Source organism: Sporosarcina sp. G11-34, assembly GCF_026931025.1.
On the sequence record NZ_JAHNZW010000007.1, the window covers coordinates 142,820 to 165,217 of the forward strand.

The 22,398-nt window shown below is 41.6% G+C and carries 22 protein-coding genes; 20 read left to right on the plus strand and 2 right to left on the minus strand.

Annotated features, from left to right (window positions below):
- Positions 1-48 precede the first annotated feature (48 nt).
- From KSU66_RS11780 to KSU66_RS11845, 14 genes are all read left to right on the plus strand, one after another.
- Positions 49-852: a GntR family transcriptional regulator gene (locus tag KSU66_RS11780; protein ID WP_269051657.1), complete on the plus strand. Its 804-nt coding sequence runs from the start codon at positions 49-51 to the stop codon at positions 850-852.
- A gap of 134 nt (positions 853-986) precedes the next feature.
- The gene (gene phnG, locus KSU66_RS11785) at positions 987-1,409 is read left to right on the plus strand and encodes a phosphonate C-P lyase system protein PhnG (RefSeq protein ID WP_269051658.1); all 423 of its coding nucleotides are present in this window, start codon (positions 987-989) and stop codon (positions 1,407-1,409) included.
- Between the two features lie 50 nt (positions 1,410-1,459).
- Positions 1,460-2,056: a phosphonate C-P lyase system protein PhnH gene (phnH, locus tag KSU66_RS11790; RefSeq protein ID WP_269051659.1), complete on the plus strand. Its 597-nt coding sequence runs from the start codon at positions 1,460-1,462 to the stop codon at positions 2,054-2,056.
- Positions 2,057-3,163, plus strand: coding sequence for a carbon-phosphorus lyase complex subunit PhnI (locus tag KSU66_RS11795; protein WP_269051660.1), 1,107 nt, complete (start codon positions 2,057-2,059; stop codon positions 3,161-3,163).
- Positions 3,163-4,032, plus strand: coding sequence for an alpha-D-ribose 1-methylphosphonate 5-phosphate C-P-lyase PhnJ (locus KSU66_RS11800; RefSeq protein WP_329958810.1), 870 nt, complete (start codon positions 3,163-3,165; stop codon positions 4,030-4,032). The genes KSU66_RS11795 and KSU66_RS11800 overlap by 1 nt, the downstream gene beginning before the upstream one ends.
- A complete protein-coding gene (locus tag KSU66_RS11805) occupies positions 4,022-4,861 on the plus strand; it encodes an ATP-binding cassette domain-containing protein (protein ID WP_269051661.1) in 840 nt (279 codons plus the stop codon). Before KSU66_RS11800 ends, KSU66_RS11805 begins: the two co-directional genes overlap by 11 nt.
- Before the next feature lie 12 nt (positions 4,862-4,873).
- Positions 4,874-6,097, plus strand: a complete 1,224-nt coding sequence (gene phnM / locus KSU66_RS11810; RefSeq protein WP_269051662.1) for a phosphonate metabolism protein PhnM — start codon at positions 4,874-4,876, stop codon at positions 6,095-6,097.
- Positions 6,098-6,107: 10 nt separating this feature from the next.
- Positions 6,108-6,677, plus strand: coding sequence for a DapH/DapD/GlmU-related protein (locus tag KSU66_RS11815; protein ID WP_329958811.1), 570 nt, complete (start codon positions 6,108-6,110; stop codon positions 6,675-6,677).
- A gap of 6 nt (positions 6,678-6,683) precedes the next feature.
- Complete coding sequence (locus KSU66_RS11820; protein WP_269051663.1) at positions 6,684-7,394, plus strand: phosphonate C-P lyase system protein PhnL; 711 nt, start codon at positions 6,684-6,686, stop codon at positions 7,392-7,394.
- A 25-nt stretch (positions 7,395-7,419) separates the two neighbouring features.
- Positions 7,420-8,262: a PHP domain-containing protein gene (locus KSU66_RS11825; RefSeq protein WP_269051664.1), complete on the plus strand. Its 843-nt coding sequence runs from the start codon at positions 7,420-7,422 to the stop codon at positions 8,260-8,262.
- A 136-nt stretch (positions 8,263-8,398) separates the two neighbouring features.
- Complete coding sequence (locus KSU66_RS11830) at positions 8,399-9,424, plus strand: PhnD/SsuA/transferrin family substrate-binding protein (RefSeq protein ID WP_269051665.1); 1,026 nt, start codon at positions 8,399-8,401, stop codon at positions 9,422-9,424.
- A 115-nt stretch (positions 9,425-9,539) separates the two neighbouring features.
- Positions 9,540-10,304: a phosphonate ABC transporter ATP-binding protein gene (phnC, locus tag KSU66_RS11835; RefSeq protein ID WP_269051666.1), complete on the plus strand. Its 765-nt coding sequence runs from the start codon at positions 9,540-9,542 to the stop codon at positions 10,302-10,304.
- 11 nt (positions 10,305-10,315) lie between these two features.
- Positions 10,316-11,101 carry a PhnE/PtxC family ABC transporter permease gene (locus tag KSU66_RS11840; protein ID WP_269051667.1) on the plus strand — a complete coding sequence of 262 codons (786 nt, stop codon included), beginning with the start codon at positions 10,316-10,318 and terminating at the stop codon, positions 11,099-11,101.
- Entirely contained in the window at positions 11,101-11,955 is an 855-nt protein-coding gene (locus KSU66_RS11845; protein WP_269051668.1) for a PhnE/PtxC family ABC transporter permease, read from the plus strand. The genes KSU66_RS11840 and KSU66_RS11845 overlap by 1 nt, the downstream gene beginning before the upstream one ends.
- A gap of 72 nt (positions 11,956-12,027) precedes the next feature.
- On the opposite strand, the gene KSU66_RS11850 is transcribed toward KSU66_RS11845, so the two are convergent.
- Positions 12,028-12,507 (minus strand): DUF6530 family protein, encoded by a 480-nt coding sequence (locus tag KSU66_RS11850; protein WP_269051669.1) that lies wholly within the window; start codon positions 12,505-12,507, stop codon positions 12,028-12,030.
- 543 nt (positions 12,508-13,050) lie between these two features.
- Between KSU66_RS11850 and abc-f the strand changes: the two genes are divergently transcribed.
- Complete coding sequence (gene abc-f / locus KSU66_RS11855) at positions 13,051-14,712, plus strand: ribosomal protection-like ABC-F family protein (protein ID WP_269051670.1); 1,662 nt, start codon at positions 13,051-13,053, stop codon at positions 14,710-14,712.
- A gap of 387 nt (positions 14,713-15,099) precedes the next feature.
- On the opposite strand, the gene KSU66_RS11860 is transcribed toward abc-f, so the two are convergent.
- Positions 15,100-17,004 carry a heavy metal translocating P-type ATPase gene (locus KSU66_RS11860; RefSeq protein ID WP_269051671.1) on the minus strand — a complete coding sequence of 635 codons (1,905 nt, stop codon included), beginning with the start codon at positions 17,002-17,004 and terminating at the stop codon, positions 15,100-15,102.
- A 445-nt stretch (positions 17,005-17,449) separates the two neighbouring features.
- Here KSU66_RS11860 and thiE point away from each other — a divergent pair, with 445 nt between their 5' ends.
- The 5 genes from thiE (at position 17,450) to KSU66_RS11885 (ending at position 22,224) form a co-directional block, all read left to right on the plus strand.
- A complete protein-coding gene (gene thiE, locus KSU66_RS11865) occupies positions 17,450-18,106 on the plus strand; it encodes a thiamine phosphate synthase (protein WP_269051672.1) in 657 nt (218 codons plus the stop codon).
- A gap of 58 nt (positions 18,107-18,164) precedes the next feature.
- The gene (locus tag KSU66_RS11870) at positions 18,165-19,361 is read left to right on the plus strand and encodes a DUF3238 domain-containing protein (protein WP_269051673.1); all 1,197 of its coding nucleotides are present in this window, start codon (positions 18,165-18,167) and stop codon (positions 19,359-19,361) included.
- A 143-nt stretch (positions 19,362-19,504) separates the two neighbouring features.
- Complete coding sequence (locus KSU66_RS11875) at positions 19,505-20,110, plus strand: alpha/beta hydrolase (RefSeq protein ID WP_269051674.1); 606 nt, start codon at positions 19,505-19,507, stop codon at positions 20,108-20,110.
- 75 nt (positions 20,111-20,185) lie between these two features.
- Complete coding sequence (gene wrbA / locus KSU66_RS11880) at positions 20,186-20,806, plus strand: NAD(P)H:quinone oxidoreductase (RefSeq protein ID WP_269051675.1); 621 nt, start codon at positions 20,186-20,188, stop codon at positions 20,804-20,806.
- Positions 20,807-21,006: 200 nt separating this feature from the next.
- A complete protein-coding gene (locus KSU66_RS11885) occupies positions 21,007-22,224 on the plus strand; it encodes an amidohydrolase (RefSeq protein WP_269051676.1) in 1,218 nt (405 codons plus the stop codon).
- Positions 22,225-22,398: the final 174 nt, after the last annotated feature.

The window sequence follows — 22,398 nt, forward strand, 5'->3', positions numbered from 1 at the left end:
ATTTCAGCATAACTGAAAATCGTTGAATAAGGCGACACTCCTGAGGCAATGCCCGCGGAAAGGGAGCCGTTTCAACGATTTTCTTGTTTAGCAAGTATCTTTATCTCAACATATCCAGTTGAAAAGGGTGAGGAAATGCTGGCACAAATTGAATCGCAAATGGTCGACAATCTTCTTCAAGCGATTGGTCGGGGAGATTATAAAGAACACGGTCGATTTCCATCGGAAAATGAACTTGCAGTGTCCTACGATATTCCACGCATCAATGCGAGAAAGGCACTTTTGAAATTGGAAGACATGGGCTATATTTATTCGAAACAAGGGAAAGGTCGGTTTTTAAAGCCCGAAAAACTTCAGATTGAATTGCATCTAACGGGAAGTACGAGCTTTAGTGAAAAGATGAAAAGTGCTGGGCATGATTTGGAGACCCAAAATCTTGGTTATGTCAAAGTTCCCTATGATGCAAAAGTCTATTCCAAACTACGTGTGCAACAAGCTGACGAGGTATTTAAGATTTCTCGTCTACATAGCGTGAACAAGCAGCCAATCGCTTTACATATTTCATATGTAGCAAAGTCTGTTTTCCCACAAATCGAACGGGATGGCGACCATATTCAATCGATGTTTGCCTATTACGGCGACCAAGGGTTTACGGATTTCGCTAGTAATGAAAGTCATGTAAGCATCTCGTTTCCGACAAGTGTTGAAAGTTCGCTATTCGAATGCGCATCGCTTGTTCCGTTACTCGTCGTTGAAAGTGATTGCATCGAGACAAACCAAGATAACGTCTTGGAGTATACGAAACTAATCTACCGTAGCGACTTTTTTAATTATGTTTTAGCTGCTGAATGAACGGAAAAACTTTGTCATTTGACAAGGTTTTTTTTATTTTCCTAAATTTACAATCGGTTAACAATTACTTTACAAACCCTTAACACTACGCCACTTGGCAACAAGTTAAGCTTAAGTTGTAAAGGAGTGAGGACATGAATCGACGCAAACGAACGGAAATTTTAATCGATGGCTCACCTAAATTTGTAAATGAACTGGCAAGTGAAATTGAACGCAATTATGATATTCATATTTTGTCAAAACCGCAACATGCACTGACGATGATCAAGATGAGAGAGACAGCTAAGAATTCACTTTTCTATCTTGGCGAAGTACTAGTGACGGAAACGAAGGTCCAAATCAATAATAAGTTGGGCATCGGTGTTGTTGTAGGGAACGAAGAACAACTTTCCTATGAGCTGGCAGTAATCGATGCAGCATATCAAGGGAACTTAGTAGAAACGATACATTGGACGTTCCTTTTTGAAGAGGAAGAGAAAAGAATCCATGAAAATAGAAAGAAAAAAGAAGCCTCTATTTTAAAAACAAAAGTAAATTTTGAAATGATGGATGTTTAACTTCATTCGGCGAGAACTCAATTATAAAAACAATATGTAGGAGTGAAATGATGGCTATTGACGTCGTACATGATACACAAGAAGTATTTCGTACTATTCTCCATTGCATGTCGAGACCGGGAACGATAAAAAATATTGAGGAAGTTGGCAAACCGGTAAAGCCGTTTGGATACTGTCAACACTCGACTAGTGTAACTGCGATTACGTTATTGGATGCCGAAGTAAGTTTTCACGTCATCGGTGAAAATGCCACGGCAATCGAAAATTACCTTTCAGCTTTTACATTATCAAAAGTAGCTGATGTACATATAGCAGATTATATCTTCATTATGAAGGACGCTAAAAAACAAACGATAAGTGACATTTTTAATAAAGCGAAAAAAGGAACACTCCTTAATCCTCATGAGTCTGCAACAATTATTGTTGAAACAGACGCATTGTCTAACGGAAAGGATCTTCTGTTAAAAGGGCCGGGGATTCAGCATACAGAAAACGTGAAAATTGATGGCAGTGAGTTCTGGGTAATGGAAAGAGCAGAAGTAAATAAAGAATATCCTCTCGGTGTGGATATGGTTTTAATCGACCGTGAAAGCAATATGATATGCCTACCAAGAACGACAATGATTCACGATTGCGAGGTGAGCTAAATGGCTTATGCAGCCGTAAAAGGTGGTACAAAGGCGATTGAGGAATCGATTAAACGCCTTACTTTTAAACGAATCCATGCAAATGAGTTACTGGAAATCGAGACGATTATGGCGACGATGCGTGGAATGATTGATCAGGTCATGTCTGAAAGTAGTTTGTACTCGGAGTTTTTGGCCGCACTTGCGATTAAGCAGTCGGAGGGCAATGTGGAAGAAGCAGTATTTTTGTTACGTGCCCATCGATCCACTTTACCTAGGACGTATTATACACGCGTTGTTGAAACAGACATGATGGCGGTGGAACGGAGAATATCGGCGAGTTTTAAAGATATTCCGGGTGGTCAAATTTTAGGCGCATCATATGATTATACGCATCGTTTAATGGATTTCAATTTGCTTGCTGAAACGAAACCGGGGATGAACGAATGGGTGTCCCAGTTTTTGAACGATGAAATTGCGACGACAGAGGAATCGGATTTGAATGCGTTGCCTAAAGTTGTTGAATACCTTCGAAATGAAAAACTACTGACTCCTGTCGAGCATGATGATGCGGAGCCGATAGACGTAACGAAACAAAGCATTCAATTTCCGACAACACGCGGTGAACGTTTGCAAGTGTTGACGAGAGGGCAAACCGGGGCTGTCACGTCCCTAGGGTATGCGGCAATCCGTGGATACGGTGAAGTCCATCCAACCGTCGGGGAACTGCGAGTCGGCAAGCTGCCGCTTACGATTGGTCATCCGACCGACGGATCGAACGATGAAACAAATGATTATTATATCGGTGAAATTAAAGTGACGGAAGTCGAATCATTCATACCGATTACAGTCCAAAAGGAAAATAATACAGAAGAAATGGAATTTGAAATAGGGTATGGCGTTTGTTACGGACAGAACGAAACGAAAGCCATTGCGATGAGTATTTTAGATTATAGTTTGGAGGCTGGAAGTGGGGGATATCCGACGGAGGATGAAGAATTCGTTCTTCTCCACATCGATTCGGTAGAGTCTAGCGGTTTTATATCCCATTTGAAATTGCCTCATTATGTGACGTTCCAATCCAAGCTGGATAGTATGCGGAAGATAAAAAAGGAGTCTGAAAAATAATGCATATGCAAACCCACTTCGCTTTATTTGATGAAGGTTCCAAAAAAGAAATTCGCCGAGCTATTTTAAAAGGAGTCGCCATTCCCGGGTATCAAGTGCCATTCGCCTCAAGGGAAATGCCAATCGCACGAGGTTGGGGGACAGGTGGGCTTCAAATAACGCTGTCGATTATCGGGAAACAGGATGTCTTAAAAGTGATCGACCAAGGATCCGATGAATCGGTCAATGCGGTCAACATTAAAAAATTGGTGAATGAAACAACAGGCGTTGAAACGACAATTGAAACAAGCGAAGCGACAATTATACAGTCAAGGCACCGGATTCCAGAAGTACCTTTGTCGGAAAAACAAATTATGGTTTTGCAAGTTCCGATTCCTGAACCGTTGCGATGGGTCGAACCGAGTGAGTTTAAAACGAAAAAACTTCACGCGGAAAATGATTACAGCGGCGCATGGCTTATGTTGTTTGAACAAATTATGAAGTACGGAAAAACGGCGACAGACGCAGATCATCCGGTGCTCGTACATGACCGCTATGTCATGGCACCTAGTCCGATTCCGCGTTTCGATAATTCGAAAATACACCAATCAGAAGCGTTAATGTTATTTGGGGCCGGGCGGGAAAAGAAAATTTACGCAGTTCCTCCTTTCACAAATGTGGTTTCATTGGCCTTTGAGGATTATCCGTTTGAGGTGGAGTCATTCGAAGGCAAAGAGTGCCGCCTATGTTCTTCATCAAATGTCTTCATGGATGAATTGGTCAATCCAGAAACTGGAGAAACGGATTACGAATGCAATGATACGAGTTATTGTTTATCGAAATTGAACGAAAACGTCCCTGCTTCGGAGGAGGTAGCCTATGCAAGATAATCCAATTTTACAAGTGAAAAACTTAAATAAGCAGTATGGTCCAAGTTGCTCTATTTGTACAGGTTCCGGTAAACGACAAATTGAGAAAAACTATTGCCCCCATTGTCAAACGGTCTATGCTTGCCGTGATATTTCGTTTGAGTTACATGAAGGTGAAATATTGGGGATCGTTGGCGAAAGTGGAAGTGGAAAATCGACGCTGATGAAATGCCTGTATTTCGACGAATCCGTAACAGACGGGGAAGCGTATATCGGTTCTTATGAAAATGGACAAACGAATGTATTTGAAGAATCATCACAACACCAAAGATATATTCGAAATTATATTCTTGGTATGGTGTACCAAAATCCGATACTTGGTTTAAAAATGGACTTTTCATCTGTCGGAAATATTGCCGAAAAACTGATTGCTGCTGGTAATCGTAGAGTCAATCATATGGAAGCAAGAAGTAAAGAACTGCTTGAGCATGTCCATATTCCACTTGCTCGTATGAAAGATGAACCGAAGAAGTTTTCGGGTGGCATGCAGCAGCGTGTTCAAATTGCAAAAGCACTCTCCAATAATCCTCCAATTCTTTTATTGGATGAAGTCACGACTGGTTTGGACTTATCGGTACAGGCGAGTGTTCTTGATTTAATCAAAAGAATTCAGCGAGAACTTGGAATTAGCATGCTTGTTGTGTCCCATGATCTTGCAGTCATTCGAATGCTTGCAGACCGCACGATTGTCATGCTAGGCGGGGAAATTATTGAAGAGGGACTAACCGATCAAATTTTGGAAGACCCACAACACGCGTATACGCAACAACTTGTCTATTCATTAATTTAAGGGAGTGCTTCTATGTACATTCTGACAAATGGTCAAATTATTATGGAGGAACAAATTCTTAAAAGTCATGCGGTCGTTATTGAAAATGATCGAATTCAAGCAATCATTCCAGAAGGAAGTATCGCAATGTATAGCGGTTATTCAATAATCGATGCGCAAGGCGGGTACATTTCACCAGGATTTGTAGACATCCATTCGGATTATATAGAAGGCATCATATCTCCAAGACCGACGTGTTTAATGGACTTTAATATGGGGATTCGGGAAGCAGAAAGAATATTAGTGAGTCACGGCATTACGACAATGTTTCACTCGCTTTCCATCTATAAAGACGATGGCTTTTCGCATAAACCGATACGCAATCCGGAAAACGTCAATCGACTTATTGACGCGATTAATGAAACACATACGAGTGAGCATTTAATCCGAAATCGTATGCATGCGCGTTTTGAAATCGACAACATTCAAGAAGTGACTCGCTTCATTCAAAACATTGAAGAAGAGAAAGTCCATTTAATTTCTTTCATGGATCATACACCGGGACAAGGGCAATACAGAGACTTGGAAATTTACCGGAAGACATTGCAAGGCTTTAACGAGTTATCCGATGAAGAAGTGGATGCACTCATTGCTAGTAACATGAAAACAGAAAAGATTACGCTGGAACAAATTAAAGAAATCGCCCAAATTGCTTTAGATAACAATATTGCCATTGCATCACATGATGACGATGATATACAAAAACTGTCGTTAGTAAAGAGCTATGGGACAACGATTAGCGAGTTCCCGACGACGATAGAAGTGGCAAGAAAAGCGAAAGAAATGGGTCTTTGGACAATTGCAGGAGCGCCGAATGTGTTACTCGGAGGTTCTCATTCTGGAAATTTATCGGCCGCAGAAGCAATTGAAGAATCGACAATTGATATTTTATGTAGTGATTATTACCCAGCCGCATTGCTCCATTCTATTTTTAAACTAAGTGAGACGTACGGGCAAGATCTTCACGAAATGTTCCAGCTTGTGACATTGAATCCGGCAAAGGCTGTTCAAATGGATGGCGATATTGGGTCCATTAAAGAAGGAAAGAAAGCGGACATTATCATTATAAAGAGAATGGACGATGGCTTTCCTATGGTGACAACTTCCATAGTCGATGGAAAACTAATTACAAGGACGGTGTACCGTGTCACTGAAAACAAAGGAAGTTCGCTTATCCCAGAAGCCCTACATTCATGAACATGTTGAGTTGAAAAAATCTGACCTTGGTATGTATACCGAAATTGGATTGTATAATTTCATCGAAAATACGGTGATAGATAATTATTCGTATACGGGGCAGTTTTGTTTTATCCAAAACGCGGAGATTGGGAAGTTCGCAAACATTGCAGCAATGGTGCGAATTGGTCCTACAGATCACCCGTATGAAAGGCCATCGCTCCATCATTTTACTTATCGAAAGAGGATGTATGGCTTTAGCGACAAAGATGATGAACCGTTTCTTGAACAACGTGAAAGCCAAACGGCATGGATTGGCCATGATACGTGGATTGGTCATGGGGCTATTATTCAACCTGGAGTGTCGATTGGTAACGGGGCGATTGTCGGAAGTGGAGCTGTCGTCACGAAGGACGTTCCACCGTATGCAATTGTAGTCGGTGTTCCCGCAAAAGTGATTAAGTACCGTTTTCCAGAAAAAACGATTGAGGCATTGGAACGTATTGCATGGTGGAATTGGTCTTACGAAACGATTAAAGCGCGAATGGATGACTTCCATCTCGATATTGAAAAATTTGTCGAAAGATACGATGAAAGGTAGGATTTCATGTCAAAGTTGCTTGAAGTTAAAAGTTTAAGTAAATCCTTTACGATTCATCATTTAAATAAAAATATGAAGGCAGTAGACGATATTAGTTTTTCCCTTGAGGAAGGGGAGTTTATCGGGATTGTTGGTAAAAGCGGCAGCGGGAAATCAACTGTTTTAAAAAGTATTTACCGAACGTATTTACCTGAAAAAGGTACGATTACGTATAACTCTGAAAAATTCGGATCAATCGACTTATCGCAGCTGTCCGAAAGAGATGTGTTGTATTTACGCAAGCATGAAATTGGTTATGTTTCACAGTTTTTGAACGTGATGCCACGAACGACAGCTCGTGAACTCGTGGAGCAAGCGGTGATTGAAATGGGGAAGTCGCATGAAGAAGCAAAACAAGCGGCAGAAGATGCACTGACTCATTTCGAACTTGAACCCGAGCTTTGGGATAGCTATCCGAACACGTTTTCAGGAGGGCAGAAGTTACGATTGAATATTTCATGTGCCATTGTCAAACAACCTCGTCTCCTTTTGCTCGATGAACCAACGGCTAGTTTAGACGACGCCTCTAAATTGAAAGTGCGTGAAATGATTGAGCGGTTGAAAGCGGAAGGAACAACGCTAATAGGAATTTTTCACGATTTAGAGTTTATGGATGGCCTATGCGATAAAGTATATGACTTGCAAAAACAAACAGTGAGCCTGGCCGCTGGAGTGTAGTGCACTAAAAAAGGAGGTGATTCTTATGAAGGTGGATTTACATGTTCATTCCCATTATTCAGATGGCGCTTCCTCAGTTGAAGAGCTCATGCAAATAGCTTCAAAAGTAGGTGTAACGCATTTGGGTCTCGTTGACCATGATACAATCCGTGGCATTGAATCTGCTCAGATTGCAGGAAAGGAACATGGAATTATAGTCGTTCGTGGTATTGAAATCTCGGCTTATGACTTTAAAAGAAATCGTAAAGTGCATATTCTTGGGTATTTGTTTGATAAAGAAGCAGCGCATATCCAAGCACTTTGCGATCCACTGTTAAAAAGAAGACATGAAAATTCCTTATGGCAAATTGAGCAGCTACAAACAAATCGGTTCGAAATTCAATTGGAAGATGTTGTGAAAAAAGCGAAGATGTCTGGTGTTATTTACAAACAACATATTATGGATTGTTTGGTGGATGATCGGTTCAACACGCCATCGTATAAGGAGTTGTATCAGAAGCTTTTTAAAGGCAACGGGATTTGTGCAAGAGACATTGGGTATGTGGATGCAGTTGCAGCGGTTCAAGCGATCAAGGCGGATAACGGTTATGCAGTTTTAGCCCACCCAGGCCAGCTGGATTCTTTCGACCTTATTCCAGAGCTTGTGAAAAACGGGCTGGACGGAATCGAACGAAATCACGCAGATCATTCAGAAGAAGATCGGGAAAGAGTTGAGCACTACGCAAAAAAGTATTCGTTATTCCAGACCGGTGGGAGCGACTTTCACGGTGACTATGGACCGCCATTTAAACTAGGCGATGAACTAAGTCCGAATGGGTTATTGAATGCTAGTTTTATAAGGGACTTGCAAACTATAGAGATATGTTGAACTAAACATTCTAACCTGAAAAAGTCTAATGATGATCACTTTACGGAGCCGTTGATTTCCGTTCGGAGCGACATCACCTAGCGTGTTCAGTAAAAGTTATTTATTACAACAAACTACATAATAAAAGGAGAAGTTTATGAAAAAAAATCTTTTATCCTTTCTAACGATGTTCTTTCTCGTATTGATTTTAACAGCGTGTTCAACTGGCAGTGCGGCTGATTCAGATAAGTTAACGATGGTTTGGTACCCAAATGAATCAGGAAATGATTTAAAAGCAGCTCGTGATGAAATTGGTAAAGCGATTGAAGACGTAACGGGAAAAAAGATTGATCATAAATTGACGACAGATTATGCGATTGCGATTGAAACAATCGCCAATGGCAATGCGGAGCTCGCTTTTATGGGTGCACAAGGGTATATCGAAGCGAAGAATAAAAACGATAAAATTCAACCAATTGTTGTACCTAGTGGAGAGTCGGGAACAATCGACGATGCAGTTTACTATAGCTGGTTGGCTGTGAGAAAAGCGGACACGGAAAACTACAAAACAGACGGTGAGTTAACGATTGATAATATTGTAGACGCTAAATTCTCTTTCGTATCGAGTAGTTCAACTTCAGGCTTTAAAGTTCCGTCTAGTGATATCGTTTCTTACTTTTCAAAAGAAGAAAAATGGAAAGTGTTGACGCAAGAAGACTTGATGGATGGCGGGCCATTTTTTAAAGATGTTTTATATGGTGATTCGCACCAAGGATCCGCTGTAAACCTTTTGAATGGTCGCGCGGATGTCGCAGCGTTCTGTGATACATGTGTAGCAAACTATGTAGAACTTGCCGAAGGTGAAGAGAATACAAAAGGTGCAATCTACAAAATACAAGCAGATGCCGCGGAGCCTTTTAACACGCAGCAAGGCGAAGAGTTTACATTAATTAATGTGACGCCTGTTTTAAACGCTCCATTTGCAGCAAATATGGAAACTTTAAGTAAAGAAGATTTCAAAAAAATCCAAGAGTTATTAATATCAGATGAAATTTCGAATAACGAGAGTATCTTTGTCCCCGCAGACTCCGAAGCTTTTGGTCTATTCACCAAAAAAGCGAATGAGAGATTTGTTTCTGTTAACGACGACTGGTTTAATCCTATCCGTGAACTATCAAAATAAGATGATTAGGTAAAATTATACTAGGAGAGCATGTGCCGAGAAATTATTAAAAAATCGTGCATATGCCCTGTTTGGTCCAATGTGCAGACAAATATCGATACAAGGAGTTTTTCAGGTGGCTTTATTACATGTTAAAGATTTATCGAAACAATATGACAAGGGTAAACAAGTTTTATCGAACATTAACATGGAAATATTTGAAGGTGAGTTTGTATCGATTATTGGTCCATCTGGGGCAGGGAAATCAACATTTCTTCGTTGCATTAATCGGATGATCGATATTTCGGATGGTGAGCTTCATTTTGATGGAACGGATGTCATGTCGTTAAATAAATCTAATTTACGTAAACACCGGACCAAGATTGGGATGATTTTTCAACATTATAATTTAGTGTCTCGCCTAACGGTCATTGAAAATGTGCTGCACGGAAGATTTGGCTATAAATCGACGCTTCAAGGTGTATTGGGCATATTCACTGAGGAAGAGAAGGTGGAGGCGTTTCGTCTTCTTGAAAAGTTAGGAATGGGAGAGCATGCATATAAAAGATGCGACCAATTAAGTGGCGGACAAAAGCAGCGTGTCGGAATCGCCCGTGCTTTAATACAGTCACCGAAGCTGATTCTATGTGATGAACCAATCGCTTCGCTCGACCCTAACTCATCTAAAGTAATAATGGATCATTTGAAAAGCATTTCGAAGGAAATGAATATCACTTGTATTGTTAACCTTCACCAAGTCGATGTAGCGAAAAAGTATTCGGATCGGGTAATTGGTTTGAACGGTGGGCAGGTTGTGTTTGATGGAACTTCTAAAGAATTGACGTCGGAATCCATCCATGAGATTTATGGCTCTGAAGCCGGGGATCTCATAATGGAATAGGAGGCTCTTTAATGGATAGTAAGGCATTTAAGAAAAACAAAAGACAAATGACGATTTTCTGGCTCATTCTTATTGGAATTACGGTTATATCTGCAAAGCTGACCGATTTCAATATCATCCATGGTATTCAAACGGTGCCAAAAGCTTTTAGTTGGATCATTTCTAACTTATATATTACAGAAGAGTCTTTGGCAAAAATGCCATCCATTATGGATAAATTAATAGAAACAATCTTTCTTTCCATTACGTCAACGACAACAGCTAGTGTCCTAGCTTTGTTTTTGGCATTGATGGGGTCACAGACGACGAAGGTGAATAACTTTTTCGCATCACTTAGCAGAATTGTTGCCTCGGTCTATAGAAATATTCCGATTGTCGCATGGGCGCTTATCCTTCTTTTATCATTTGGTCAAAATGCATTAACGGGTTACTTTGCATTGTTTTTAGCGACATTTGGTTTTCTAACTCGTGCATTCACTGAAACAATCGATGAGACAAGCAGTAGTTCGGTGGAAGGTTTGCGGGCAACAGGCGCTACGTATTTCCAAGTCGTATCGAAAGCGGTTATACCAGAATGTTCCCCACAAATGATTAGTTGGATTTTGTATATGATTGAAACAAATATTAGAAGTTCGACACTCGTTGGTATTTTGACGGGAACAGGGATTGGATTTATGTTCGATTTATATTATAAGAGCATGAACTATAACGTCGTGAGCTTGATTACGATGAGTATTGTTTTAGTTGTAATTGGGATTGAACTCGTTTCCAATTATGTCAGGAGGGTTATTTTATAATGACGATCATTAAAAGCGAGCTGGCGTATGACTTTAAAAAGACGGACTCGGGGAAAATAAAGATTAAAGTTTGGGGAAAGTCTCAAGTTGTCATGACAGCTACCTTTGTGACACTCTTCCTGTTAACGATTTACGGATTTTTAACGTTTGATTATAAAGGTATTTCCTTCATGCGAGCGACGATTGATACGCTTTATAATTTGAAAGTCATGTTTTTGCAGCCGGCATTCAGTCACTTCACCTTTGCGGATGTAATGGTTCAATTGGGTCTGACGTTAGGTCTTGGATTCCTTTCTACGATTTTAGGAGCTGTTCTTTCTTTGTTCATCGCTTTGTTTGCTGCCAAGAATTTATCGACGAAATTTGTTTCGAACGCAATCATTGTGGTCGTGACGTTTATTCGTGCAGTACCGACTGTTTTGTGGGTGCTAATCTTTGCGATTGCGGCGGGGCTTGGGAGTGAAGCGGTGATCTTGGGGATGGTGCTTCATTCAATTGCATTTTTGGTGAAAGCTTACTCGGAGTCCTTTGAGGAAATCGATGATGGAATTATTGAGGCATTGCGTGCCAGTGGCGCCAACTGGTGGCATATCGTAACTCATGCGGTGATCCCGTCGACGGCAAGTTCCCTATTATCATGGACCTTTCTACGCTTTGAAACGAATTTTACCGTGGCAGTCGCAATGGGTGCCGCTGCAGGAGCGGGCGGCATCGGTTTTGAATTATTGATGGCTTCGGGATTCTATTTCGACTTGCGTGAAGTTGGATTTATCACATACGCAATATTAATTGTTGCAATCGCACTCGAGGTTTTCTCGACGCAATTGAAGAAACGCTTTTTGACAAACGCATGAGTCTAGCAAAAAGCAGGGACTAAAACCATTTTGGTTTATAGTCCCTGCTTTTCGTTTGTAGTCTAATAGTGATTAATAACCCATTTCCTTTAAGATACGTGACAAGTTGCGTAACCGTTCACCAATTAGCTCATCATCGTCGCTAAGGGCTTGACTAAATAATTGAATGTCTTCGTCAATTTTTTCATTGTCTGTACATACAGCTACTGTCATTGCATCGCCTTGTAAACCTACTCTGTCTATAACAGGATTTTCGGGGTCATATAACTTTTCGTGACGGTAAGCATCTCGAAAATGAAGTTTTGTACTGCAAACTAGAATGGCAAGGTCAATTACGCGATGTAGTGGTAATTCCTCAGACTGCCTTGACCATTTTCCGCCTGTGTGCCTCCAAACTTTCGCTGAAATATCTACTTTTCCTCTATCATTCCATTGGGCCAATCCTAACGAAAGACCTTTAGCGTCGGAATTATTAGCATTTCTACCATCAACATTCTCATAGTTATCGGATACAATAACGGGTTTGTGTTTTAAAGTAGTTGGGATTTTCATTATTTTTCCGCCTCTCATCTTTAGTAATTTAGTAAGTTACTAAGTTACTGAATAACTAATTTAAAAAATAACACATTATAGATGCTACGTCAATATGAAAGGTGATTTTTGGTTTCTAGATTATGTTGAAATGAAGATTTTCACTAAAAAAGAAAATCGTTGAACCAGCTCCCTTGCCGGGCATTCTAAGGCTAACGTGGTATGATCATTCAAAATTATGAAATGCAATCGGGCATTTGAAATCATCGGGAGCAAACGTAGAAAGGTTCATTTTGAAAGATTGAATAATATGATATACTAGACGCAACTTCAAAGAGAAAGGACTGACGGGTGGACGATGATTAACTAATCTTTTATTCCGAGAAAATGAATTTTTAATTCGAACGGAAAACAGGATTAGTCTGTCCACTTTTAAAGTTATCTCCTTTCTCTTTGCGCATGCAACGGGTTTTTTTAGGAGCTTGAAATTGGATATATAGCGACTAATCCTTCCGATTATTTTTCGGAGGGACTTTTTTGTCTCTCCGGATTGGAGGAATGAGTATGCTTATTGGAACACTGAATCAATTAATTTTTACACACGGAGAAACCGTGATTCTTGACCGGGTGTCTGCGGATATTTCGGCAGGGGCTTGTGTTGCGGTTGTAGGGGCAAATGGTGCGGGAAAGACAACGCTCCTTTCGTTATTGGCAGGGGAAATAACGCCGACTTCAGGTTCAATCAGTTGGCAAGGGAAAGCACCGTCTATTACTTATTTCAGGCAAGAGCAGGAAAATGAAGGCGTGGCTGATTGGGAACAGGCGGAGGCACATATTTACCGAAGGAAATGGAAAGTTCCGGAGCGGGCAGAATATGAATCGGCAAGCGGCGGGGAACGTATGAAAATACGACTTTCAGCTGCGCTTGCCGAAAAGAGTGAGCTCGTTCTACTAGATGAACCGACGAATCATTTGGACGTGGAAAGTTTAGAAGAATTGATTCACATGATTAATAAAGGTACAGATACGTATTTGATCGTTTCCCATGATCGTTATTTCATTGACAGAACGGCGGATTTTATCTTTGAAATTGAGTACGGGAAATTGACAGTGTACAAAGGGAATTATACGGATTATAGAGAGAAGAAAGAATCGGAGCGTGACATTCAGCAGAAGCATTTTGAACAGCAGCAACGGAAGATCGCAAAAGTGGAGAGTCAGATGGAAGAATTGGGGGCTTGGTCTGAAAAAGCGCATGCGGAATTAACAAAAAAGGGTGGAACAAAAGAGTATTTCCGGATGAAGGCGAAAAAGCGCGACGTACAGATTCGTTCAAAGCGGAAACGGCTGGAAGGAGAATTGGAGAAGCATCGTATCGAAAAGCCAGAGGACGAAGTGGCGGTGTCGTTTGGCGTAAAAAGTCAGAAGAAAAAAGGGAAACGGGTATTAGAATTAAAAAATGTCGGGAAGAAATTTGAGGCGCATGAATTGTTTTCAAGTGCCTCGTTCACGGTGCAAGCTGGTGAGCGAATTGGTCTTGTTGGTCCGAACGGTTCAGGGAAATCGACGATGTTTCGAATGATGCTCGGGGAAGAGAGTTATGACGGCGATCTTTGGACAACGAACGGAATGACAATCGGTTATTTGAGCCAGACCGTGCTCGACCTACCGGAGGATATAACGATGGCGGATTATTTTTATGCAGATACATTCCACGAACAAGGATTGATTCGAACGAATTTGACGAATCTAGGTTTTTCAAAAAAACATTGGGAGCTTCCGTTGTCCGCGCTTAGTCAGGGAGAGCGCGTGAAGGTGAAACTCATGCAGTTCATTCTTGAAGGGACGGATGTATTGCTGTTGGATGAACCGACAAACCATCTTGACCTTCCATCGAGGGAGGAACTAGAAAAGACGTTACAAACGTTTCCAGGAACACTTTTGTTCGCGTCACATGATCGCTATTTCACGGAACGGATGGCGAATGGATTGCTGCTATTTGGGGATGGAACGATACGAAAAGTACCGATGACTTATGCGGAATGGCAAGAACGTAAGACTGTGTTGCAACCGGAAAAGCGGGAGGAAGAACGGCTACGACTTGAAACAGAGCTACAAGCGGTGCTTGGGAAATTGAGTATGATGAAACCTACAGACAAAGGATACGCGGAGCTAGATAAGGCATTTCTGAAGTTAAGTGCACAGTTAAGAAAAAATAAAGAATAAAAAATTCGGAGGTGACAAAGAGTATATACTCTCTGTCACCTCCGAATTCCTCCGAGTAAAGTGTTCGGTAGCTTGTTTGTGCTTTCATCCATAATATATGCAGAAATTAAAAAATGTATGCTTGCGAAAGTGCATTATTTACTATGAAAAATAAAAAGGGGGCTGTCCAATAAGTAGTTAAATCTAAATGTGCGCAGGGAAATACTAGATTCCTCTTCGCATATTTTATTGCATATATTATCTAGAGAATCGTCAGAAAAGGCGACACTCCTGCGGGAAAAGCGTTAGCTGAAGACCCCGCAAGCGAAGCGAGGAGGCTGAGGCAACGCCCGCGGAAAGGGAGCCGTTCTGACGATTCTCGGTCTTATTGGACAGCCCCTTTACCTATCAAACATTCCGGTTCAACATCCTTAACCCATTCAAAATGACAAGAATCGTACTTCCTTCGTGGCCGATGACGCCAAGGGGCAAGTTTACGACTTGCATGAAATTGGCGGCAATTAAGAGTGCGATGACTGAAATGGCGAAAAAGACGTTTTGTTTTACAATTCGATTCATCTTCCGCGAAAGTTTAACGGCGTAGTCGATTTGCGTCAAGTCATTACGCATAAGAACGACATCAGCTGTTTCGAGTGCGACGCCAGTTCCGTCACCCATCGCAATGCCTGTCGTGGCGGTCGCGAGCGCGGGAGCGTCGTTGATGCCGTCTCCGACCATGCCGACAAATTTATATTCGCCCATGAGACGCTTTAAGTGATCCACTTTGTCCGCGGGTAAACATTCAGCGACGTATGCCTCGATACCCGCTTCTTTTGCAATCACTTTTGCTGTCTTTTCATTGTCTCCTGTCAGTAAAATCGTTTTGATTCCCGCCGCATGCAAAGAGGCAATCGCACGTTTTGCTTCTTGGCGCAACGTGTCTTTCAGTGCAGCCAGTGCGATGATTCCTTCTTCGTCTCGCATGAAAATGACGGTTTTACCTTCATCCAAAAGAGTGGAAGCGGCACTGTTTTCAAATGCGTTTGCTTCTTCCTCCCCGACAAACGCGGGCTTTCCGACGATGTATTCTTTGCCGTTTTCGAATGCTTTAATTCCCCAACCAGGCACGTCTTCGATGTCAATCCGCTCAATCAATTCTACGCCTTCACTTTTTGCATACGTTGTAATTGCTGTCGCAAGTGGATGATTGGATTGATCTTCAATGCGCGCGATGAGTTCAAGTACCGTTTGACGATCCATTCCTTCGCGAACAATAAAATCCGTTACAACTGGTTTCCCTTGTGTTAGCGTTCCTGTTTTATCCAAAGCAATTGCTTTCAATGAGCTTAAATGCTCTAAATGCAATCCGCCTTTGAATAAAATCCCCTTTTTCGCTCCGTTTGAAATGGCCGCCAGTGTCGCGGGCATAATAGCGGCAACGAGCGCACACGGGGAAGCGACAACGAGAAGGACGATGGCTCTGTAAATCGTTGTCGTCCAATCCCATCCGAAAACAAAATGAGGGAGGAACATCATAACAAGCACTGAAATAAGTACGATTTTGACATAGGTTCCTTCGAAGCGTTCGATGAATTGCTGTGAAGGTGATTTTTCACTTTGTGCAGACATAACAAGATTAATAATTTTTTGGAATAGCGTTTCTGAATTTGGTTTGGTCATTTCGACCGTAATTGCGCCGCTCATATTCACCGTACCGGCATAAATATCTTCCCCAATACCTTTTGTAACTGGGATGGATTCGCCACTTATTGCCGCTTCGTCAATTGAGCTTCTTCCTTCAAGAATGACACCGTCGACTGGAATGCTTTCACCCGGTTTAATAAGAATGAAGGCACCTGTTTCCAGGGATTCTGTCGGTACTTTTGTTGCCTGCCCGTCTTCATTCAAAAGCCAAGCTTCTTGTGGTTGAAGGTCTATTAAGGATGAAATTTCTTTATGGCTTTTATTTAACGTATACGTTTCAAGGGCTCCGCTAATTGCAAAAATGAATATAAGAATTGCACCTTCTGCCCAATAGCCAATAATTGCGGACCCAACTGCTGCAAAGATCATGAGCATTTCGACGTTTAGTTCTTTGTTTTTTATCGTTTCTTCAATACCTTCTTTTGCTTTCGCAAAGCCTCCAATGGCAAATGCAAGAAGATAGAGAGTGATCGAAGCTGTGTCGCTGCCACTATATCCTATATACCAAGCTGTCAAAATGAGTACGCCTGACAGCAGGGCGGCGATGAGTTCAATCGTAACGAAAAAGTTCCGTGTAGCTTGCCTTTTATCCTCCGTAATTGTTGTCATATAGATCCCTCTTTTTTTGTAATGATAGTTATTAATACATAGTATCACATTAGAATCATTATCGTTAATGAATTGCGTCAAAAAAATAAAAAAACACGACAGGATTTCCCAGTCGTGTTGCAGATGAAAAGTATGAAAGTAAGAAATTCTGCATTCTTAGCCAGTCGTTAAAGACGCAACAATCGTAATTCCAATCAATACGAGTGTTCCTAAAAGTGTAATCCACATTGACTTGTCCGGATTTTCGGGTCTACTGTCAGCTTTGTGCATGCTTCTAACCTTCTTTCGAATTTTGGCCTTATCCTACTTTTCCCTTTTTAGTATATCGTAAACATTTACAGAAAAGTAGGCATATTTTTGAATGCTGTCGCATAAGATATCTTTAGGCGTCAGTGCGGTACTTTTTAAAAGTCTGCCAGAACGTTACCGAAAGGGGTTTTGGATAATGAGCAATAATAACCTAAAATTATATTTTGTGATGAGATCAAAAGTTATAGGCGGAAGCGATCCGCTAGCTGTGTTAGAAGGGGCATTAAAGGGTGGGGTGACATGCTTTCAACTGCGTGAAAAAGGTCCGGATGCACTTAGCGGGGCGAAATTGGAGGAATTCGCAATCCAGTGTAAATCGCTTTGTAAGGAGTACGGAGTTCCTTTCATAATAAGTGGGGATGTAGATTTGGCTGTTAAAGTCGGTGCAGATGGTATTCATCTTGAGCAGGAAGAAATCGATTTTTCTAGAGTACGTGAAAAGTTGGGGCAAAATATGTCTCTCGGCGTATCCGTGCATACGGCGTCTGAAGCATTTGCTGCAGCCGATGCCGGTGCAAGTTACATCGAAATAGGTCCACTGTTCGAATCAAAAGAGAAGGTCAATCGACCAACTGCGAAACTGGAGTTAATTCGTGAAGTTGCCTTCCAATTACCGGGATTGCCGATTGTTGGATGTGGCGGCATTACGGAGCGGAAAATGGGTTCTGTCATTCGCGCGGGTGCTTCTTGCGTGGCGGTTTCTTCGGTCATTACGGATGCCGAAAATCCAGAAGAGGCAGCTCGTCAACTAAAGGGGCAAGTGCTTCTTTCGTTGACGGGTGTGGAAATGTAAAGTCTTAACGTATAGCGAGCTTTCGACTGCGCCACACTTCTTAGAAGGAGGTGCAGTTATGAATTTATTTGAAATACAGACAGTTACACATCATCCGGATTTAATTCATTTTACATGGAATGACATAGGTGGGTCGTATAATGTGTATCGGGATGGATTTCTTCTTTATGAAGGAACTGTTCCGGAGTTCGGAGATGGGAACTTTAAACATGCCAAAATGTACAATTACGCAATCGAACGGGTTGAAGGTGGAAAAGTTATTGACGTCATTGCACTCCAAACATCTGCTTTTGCTGAGCAAAGAAATATAGAAAACCCACTTCAGTTTCTTGTCATGACAACGATTGTTGCAAAGACGCAAATCGCTTTATCATGGCAAGAAATTGCAGATGTTGATGTATACGAAATTTATCGGAACGACGTGTTCGTCACAACCGTTGAGTCAAACCAATATATCGACCGGGATTTTGCATTGGATGAAACGTATACGTATACGGTGAAATCCAAGCGACCGCTTATAAAGTCAGAGAAAAAATTGAATGTAAGTACGTCGGTTATTGCACAGGCTTTCGGATTCTTGAATCCATTTTCGTCGAAAGAAAAAGCGGCAATTGAAGAGTTTTGGATGACGAAAATAATCGCGAAGCCGAAGACGTTACTAATTCCCGTACTGGAAAAGGAACGCCGCACAAATGTGGATAGATGGTGTTTTCGTTATGCAACATTTTTAGCCGAAGACTGGATAAAAAATCCGAATATGTTATCAAAAGAGTATTTTTTCAAAGGCGATGGAAGAGGATTTAATCCGGAAGGTGAAACGTACAGGACGCGCGTTGACGTTGAACTTGCCTACAATCAAGTTCAACTTCCTTTAACATTTACAAAAGATGTCGGGCAGACGACTTCCTATAGTCATGCGAAGAAACTTAGAAGGAAAGGTGTGGCTTCTTCGAAAGGAATTGTCGTGAAGCGATTGGATCATACGAAAGAAGATGTGGGGTTCCTTTTAACGCATACCGTTGGAAACCCACTCGTAACGGCATTTGGAATCGACTATGAAGTGCATGGGGTAATGCGCCGCAACGGGACGTTTGATATAACGGGCTTTCATGACCAAGCGCCGCATCATGAAATCTATATGAAGCGGGGCGAAGGGAAAGATTGGGTACCGATTCATCAGGCGGAGAGCAAGGGACTTGCATGGATGTCTTTTATTACGGCATGGCAATATTGGCGCGTTTCAAATTTTGAATGACAAACGGGGAAGCAATTATGCTTTCTCGTTTTCGTATTTACCTATAGTCATCGAGTTCGTGAAGACGGTCCTGTTGACATTCAAAACTTTATTTGATAAAGTTACCTTGAATTCGAGATACTTAAGTAAAGGGTGAATAAGGAATGAAACATATATTTAAACGTGGAAAAGATGCATCGAAACCAGTATTGCTTATGCTTCACGGAACAGGTGGCACAGAACGAGACTTATTGCCGTTGGCAGAGTTGATTGATCCGGATGCTTCTGTGCTTAGCGTTCGAGGAAATGTTCTCGAAAATGGTATGCCACGTTTTTTTGCTCGATTGGCTGAAGGGGTATTCGATGAGGAAGATTTAATTTTCCGGACGAAAGAATTGTATGAGTTTATTGGAACGTCGGCGGAAGAACACGGTTTTGACCGTTCAAACGTCGTTGCAGTGGGTTATTCAAACGGGGCAAATATTGCTGCAAGTTTACTGTTTCATTATAAGGGAGCGCTTAAAGGTGCCATTCTTCACCACCCGATGGTGCCACGGCGCGGTCTTGAATTACCGGACCTTTCAGGTGTTCAAGTGTTTATAGCGGCGGGGAAAAATGATCCGATGTGTTCTGCGATGGAATCCGAGGATTTGGATAAGCTACTGACAGAAGCGGGTGCAAAGACCGAAGTACATTGGGAAATGAACGGACACTCGCTAACGCGTACAGAGGTAGATGCAGCGGCAATATGGTACAAAAAAAATTGGTGAATGAAAAGTGAGGAATAACTAGTGGGTTACTTATACAGACTATTTGGGAGATCACAAAAAGAGGAGAGCATACAAATGACAAAAACTAAAACGGCAATCGTATATTATAGTACAGGTGGTACAAACTATCAATTAGCACAATGGGCAGCGGAAGCGGCAGAAGCAGCGGGTGCTGAAGTGAGACTTATGAAAGTAGCGGAAACGGCTCCACAATCTGTAGTCGATTCGAATGAAGCTTGGAAAGCAAATGCCGAAGCAACGAAAGACGTACCGGTTGCAACGGGTGAGGATCTTGAATGGGCAGACGCAATTATTTTTAGCACGCCGACTCGTTTCGGGAACGTACCTAGTCAAATTCAGAGCTTCTTCGATACGTTAGGCGGGTTTTGGTTCCAAGGCAAGCTTGCCAATAAAGCAGTAAGCGCAATGTCTTCTGCACAAAATCCACATGGTGGACAAGAAGCAACCATTCTTTCTCTTTACACAACGATGTATCATTGGGGTGCGGTTGTCGCGGCACCGGGTTACACGGATGCAGTTACATTTGCAGCTGGCGGGAATCCATACGGGACAAGCGTAACAGTTGGACAAGACGGTAAAATTGTTGATGATGAAGCGACCATTAAAGCAGCAGTCGCTCACCAAGCGAGACGTACGGTAAAAGTCGGAGAAGCTTTAAAAGTCATGAACGCATAACTTTCAACTGGATGTGAAAATAAAAAGGAAACAATTCGTTCGAATCCGAACGAGTTGTTTCCTTTCTTTACTGTATTAGTAAATTTCATAATTCAACGTTTTACAAAGGGAAGCCGATTCAACGATTTTCATTTTTAGCGACAACCTTCATGATACACTTTAGAGAGTAAAAGATGAATTTGAAAAGGGGAAGTGCAAAGATGAGTAAACACGCGGAAGCAACGATTCAGACAAAAAAACAGTTGTTGGAAATGCTAGAAAGTCGTAAAGATGAAATGATTGAAATTCGCAGGCATCTACATGCGAATCCGGAGTTGTCTTTCAAAGAAGAGAAAACGGCACAATATATTGCCAACTTTTATAAAGGAAAAGATGTAGATATTCAAACAAATGTAGGCAATGGCTACGGAATTATTGTAACGATTCAAGGCGGCAAACGTGGAAAAACAATTGGTCTGCGTGCCGATTTTGACGCATTGCCAATACATGAAGAAACCGATGTACCATTTAAATCGAAAAACGAAGGCGTCATGCATGCGTGCGGTCATGATGGGCATACCGCGTATATGTTAGTTCTTGCAGATTGTTTAATTCAAATGAAAGCGTCGATTGCGGGTACAATTAAAATAATTCACCAACATGCCGAAGAAACACCGCCAGGCGGGGCAAAAAGTATTGTTGAATCGGGGACTTTGGACGATTTGGACGCTGTTTTTGGTACGCATTTATTCCCGACGCATCCAGTTGGAACAATCGGTCACCGCGGTGGCTATGCGATGGCGGGAAGGACGTATTTCAAACTGGTGATTCAAGGAACGGGCGGTCACGGTTCCATGCCTCAAAATTCCAATGACCCAATTGTTGCCGGGGCTCATTTTGTGACGGCTGTTCAGACTGTTGTTAGTCGCCGGTTAAACCCGTTTGAAATGGGTGTCGTTACAATCGGCTCATTTGACGGGAAAGGTTCATTTAATATAATTAAAGACAGTATCGAAATTGAAGGCGATGTCCGTTATATGAACGACAAAACGCAGCAGGTAATTGACGAAGAAATTCACCGGATTGTAAGTGGAATCGAACTGCAATTCGGTGTTATATGCGAATTGACTTATACAGCCGATTATCCGCCGCTTTATAACGACCCGGAAGTTACGGCGGAAGTCGTTTCTGTTCTTGGAAATGCGAATGACCCAGACATTAAAGAAGTCGTAGAATTCCCTGTATTTTCGGGGTCTGAAGACTTTGCGTACTATTCAGAAAAAGTTCCAGGTACATTCTTCTTTATCGGTTGTAAGCCAGAAGGCGTAGAAAAGGTGTATTTAAATCATCACCCGAAATTCGATATTAACGAAGATGCCCTGCTTGTTTCAGCAAAGGCAGTCGCGCATGTTGTTTGTAATTATTACGACGTTGAATAAATATCGGCATATTTCATATGGCGAGGCTTGAAATTTTCTTAACTCCTATTGATATGCTAAACTGAATTTAAGTTAATAATTACGGTTTGAGCTGATGAGAGACCTAACGGCATGATTGCAATTGCAATCGTGTACGTTGAGGTCTCTTTTTTTGTCGATTGAATTTAGAGGGGA

Bases quoted from the DNA above. Each gene is read 5' to 3' on its own strand.
- wrbA (WP_269051675.1), top strand. From the start codon at position 20,186: ATGACAAAAACTAAAACGGCAATCGTATATTATAGTACAGGTGGTACA.
- KSU66_RS11845 (WP_269051668.1), top strand. From the start codon at position 11,101: ATGACGATCATTAAAAGCGAGCTGGCGTATGACTTTAAAAAGACGGAC.
- KSU66_RS11885 (WP_269051676.1), top strand. From the start codon at position 21,007: ATGAGTAAACACGCGGAAGCAACGATTCAGACAAAAAAACAGTTGTTG.
- KSU66_RS11780 (WP_269051657.1), top strand. From the start codon at position 49: ATGCCCGCGGAAAGGGAGCCGTTTCAACGATTTTCTTGTTTAGCAAGT.
- KSU66_RS11860 (WP_269051671.1), bottom strand. From the start codon at position 17,004: ATGACAACAATTACGGAGGATAAAAGGCAAGCTACACGGAACTTTTTC.
- KSU66_RS11830 (WP_269051665.1), top strand. From the start codon at position 8,399: ATGAAAAAAAATCTTTTATCCTTTCTAACGATGTTCTTTCTCGTATTG.
- KSU66_RS11840 (WP_269051667.1), top strand. From the start codon at position 10,316: ATGGATAGTAAGGCATTTAAGAAAAACAAAAGACAAATGACGATTTTC.
- KSU66_RS11875 (WP_269051674.1), top strand. From the start codon at position 19,505: ATGAAACATATATTTAAACGTGGAAAAGATGCATCGAAACCAGTATTG.
- phnG (WP_269051658.1), top strand. From the start codon at position 987: ATGAATCGACGCAAACGAACGGAAATTTTAATCGATGGCTCACCTAAA.
- KSU66_RS11795 (WP_269051660.1), top strand. From the start codon at position 2,057: ATGGCTTATGCAGCCGTAAAAGGTGGTACAAAGGCGATTGAGGAATCG.
- abc-f (WP_269051670.1), top strand. From the start codon at position 13,051: ATGCTTATTGGAACACTGAATCAATTAATTTTTACACACGGAGAAACC.
- thiE (WP_269051672.1), top strand. From the start codon at position 17,450: ATGAGCAATAATAACCTAAAATTATATTTTGTGATGAGATCAAAAGTT.
- phnM (WP_269051662.1), top strand. From the start codon at position 4,874: ATGTACATTCTGACAAATGGTCAAATTATTATGGAGGAACAAATTCTT.
- KSU66_RS11800 (WP_329958810.1), top strand. From the start codon at position 3,163: ATGCATATGCAAACCCACTTCGCTTTATTTGATGAAGGTTCCAAAAAA.
- KSU66_RS11820 (WP_269051663.1), top strand. From the start codon at position 6,684: ATGTCAAAGTTGCTTGAAGTTAAAAGTTTAAGTAAATCCTTTACGATT.
- KSU66_RS11805 (WP_269051661.1), top strand. From the start codon at position 4,022: ATGCAAGATAATCCAATTTTACAAGTGAAAAACTTAAATAAGCAGTAT.
- KSU66_RS11825 (WP_269051664.1), top strand. From the start codon at position 7,420: ATGAAGGTGGATTTACATGTTCATTCCCATTATTCAGATGGCGCTTCC.
- phnH (WP_269051659.1), top strand. From the start codon at position 1,460: ATGGCTATTGACGTCGTACATGATACACAAGAAGTATTTCGTACTATT.
- KSU66_RS11870 (WP_269051673.1), top strand. From the start codon at position 18,165: ATGAATTTATTTGAAATACAGACAGTTACACATCATCCGGATTTAATT.
- KSU66_RS11850 (WP_269051669.1), bottom strand. From the start codon at position 12,507: ATGAAAATCCCAACTACTTTAAAACACAAACCCGTTATTGTATCCGAT.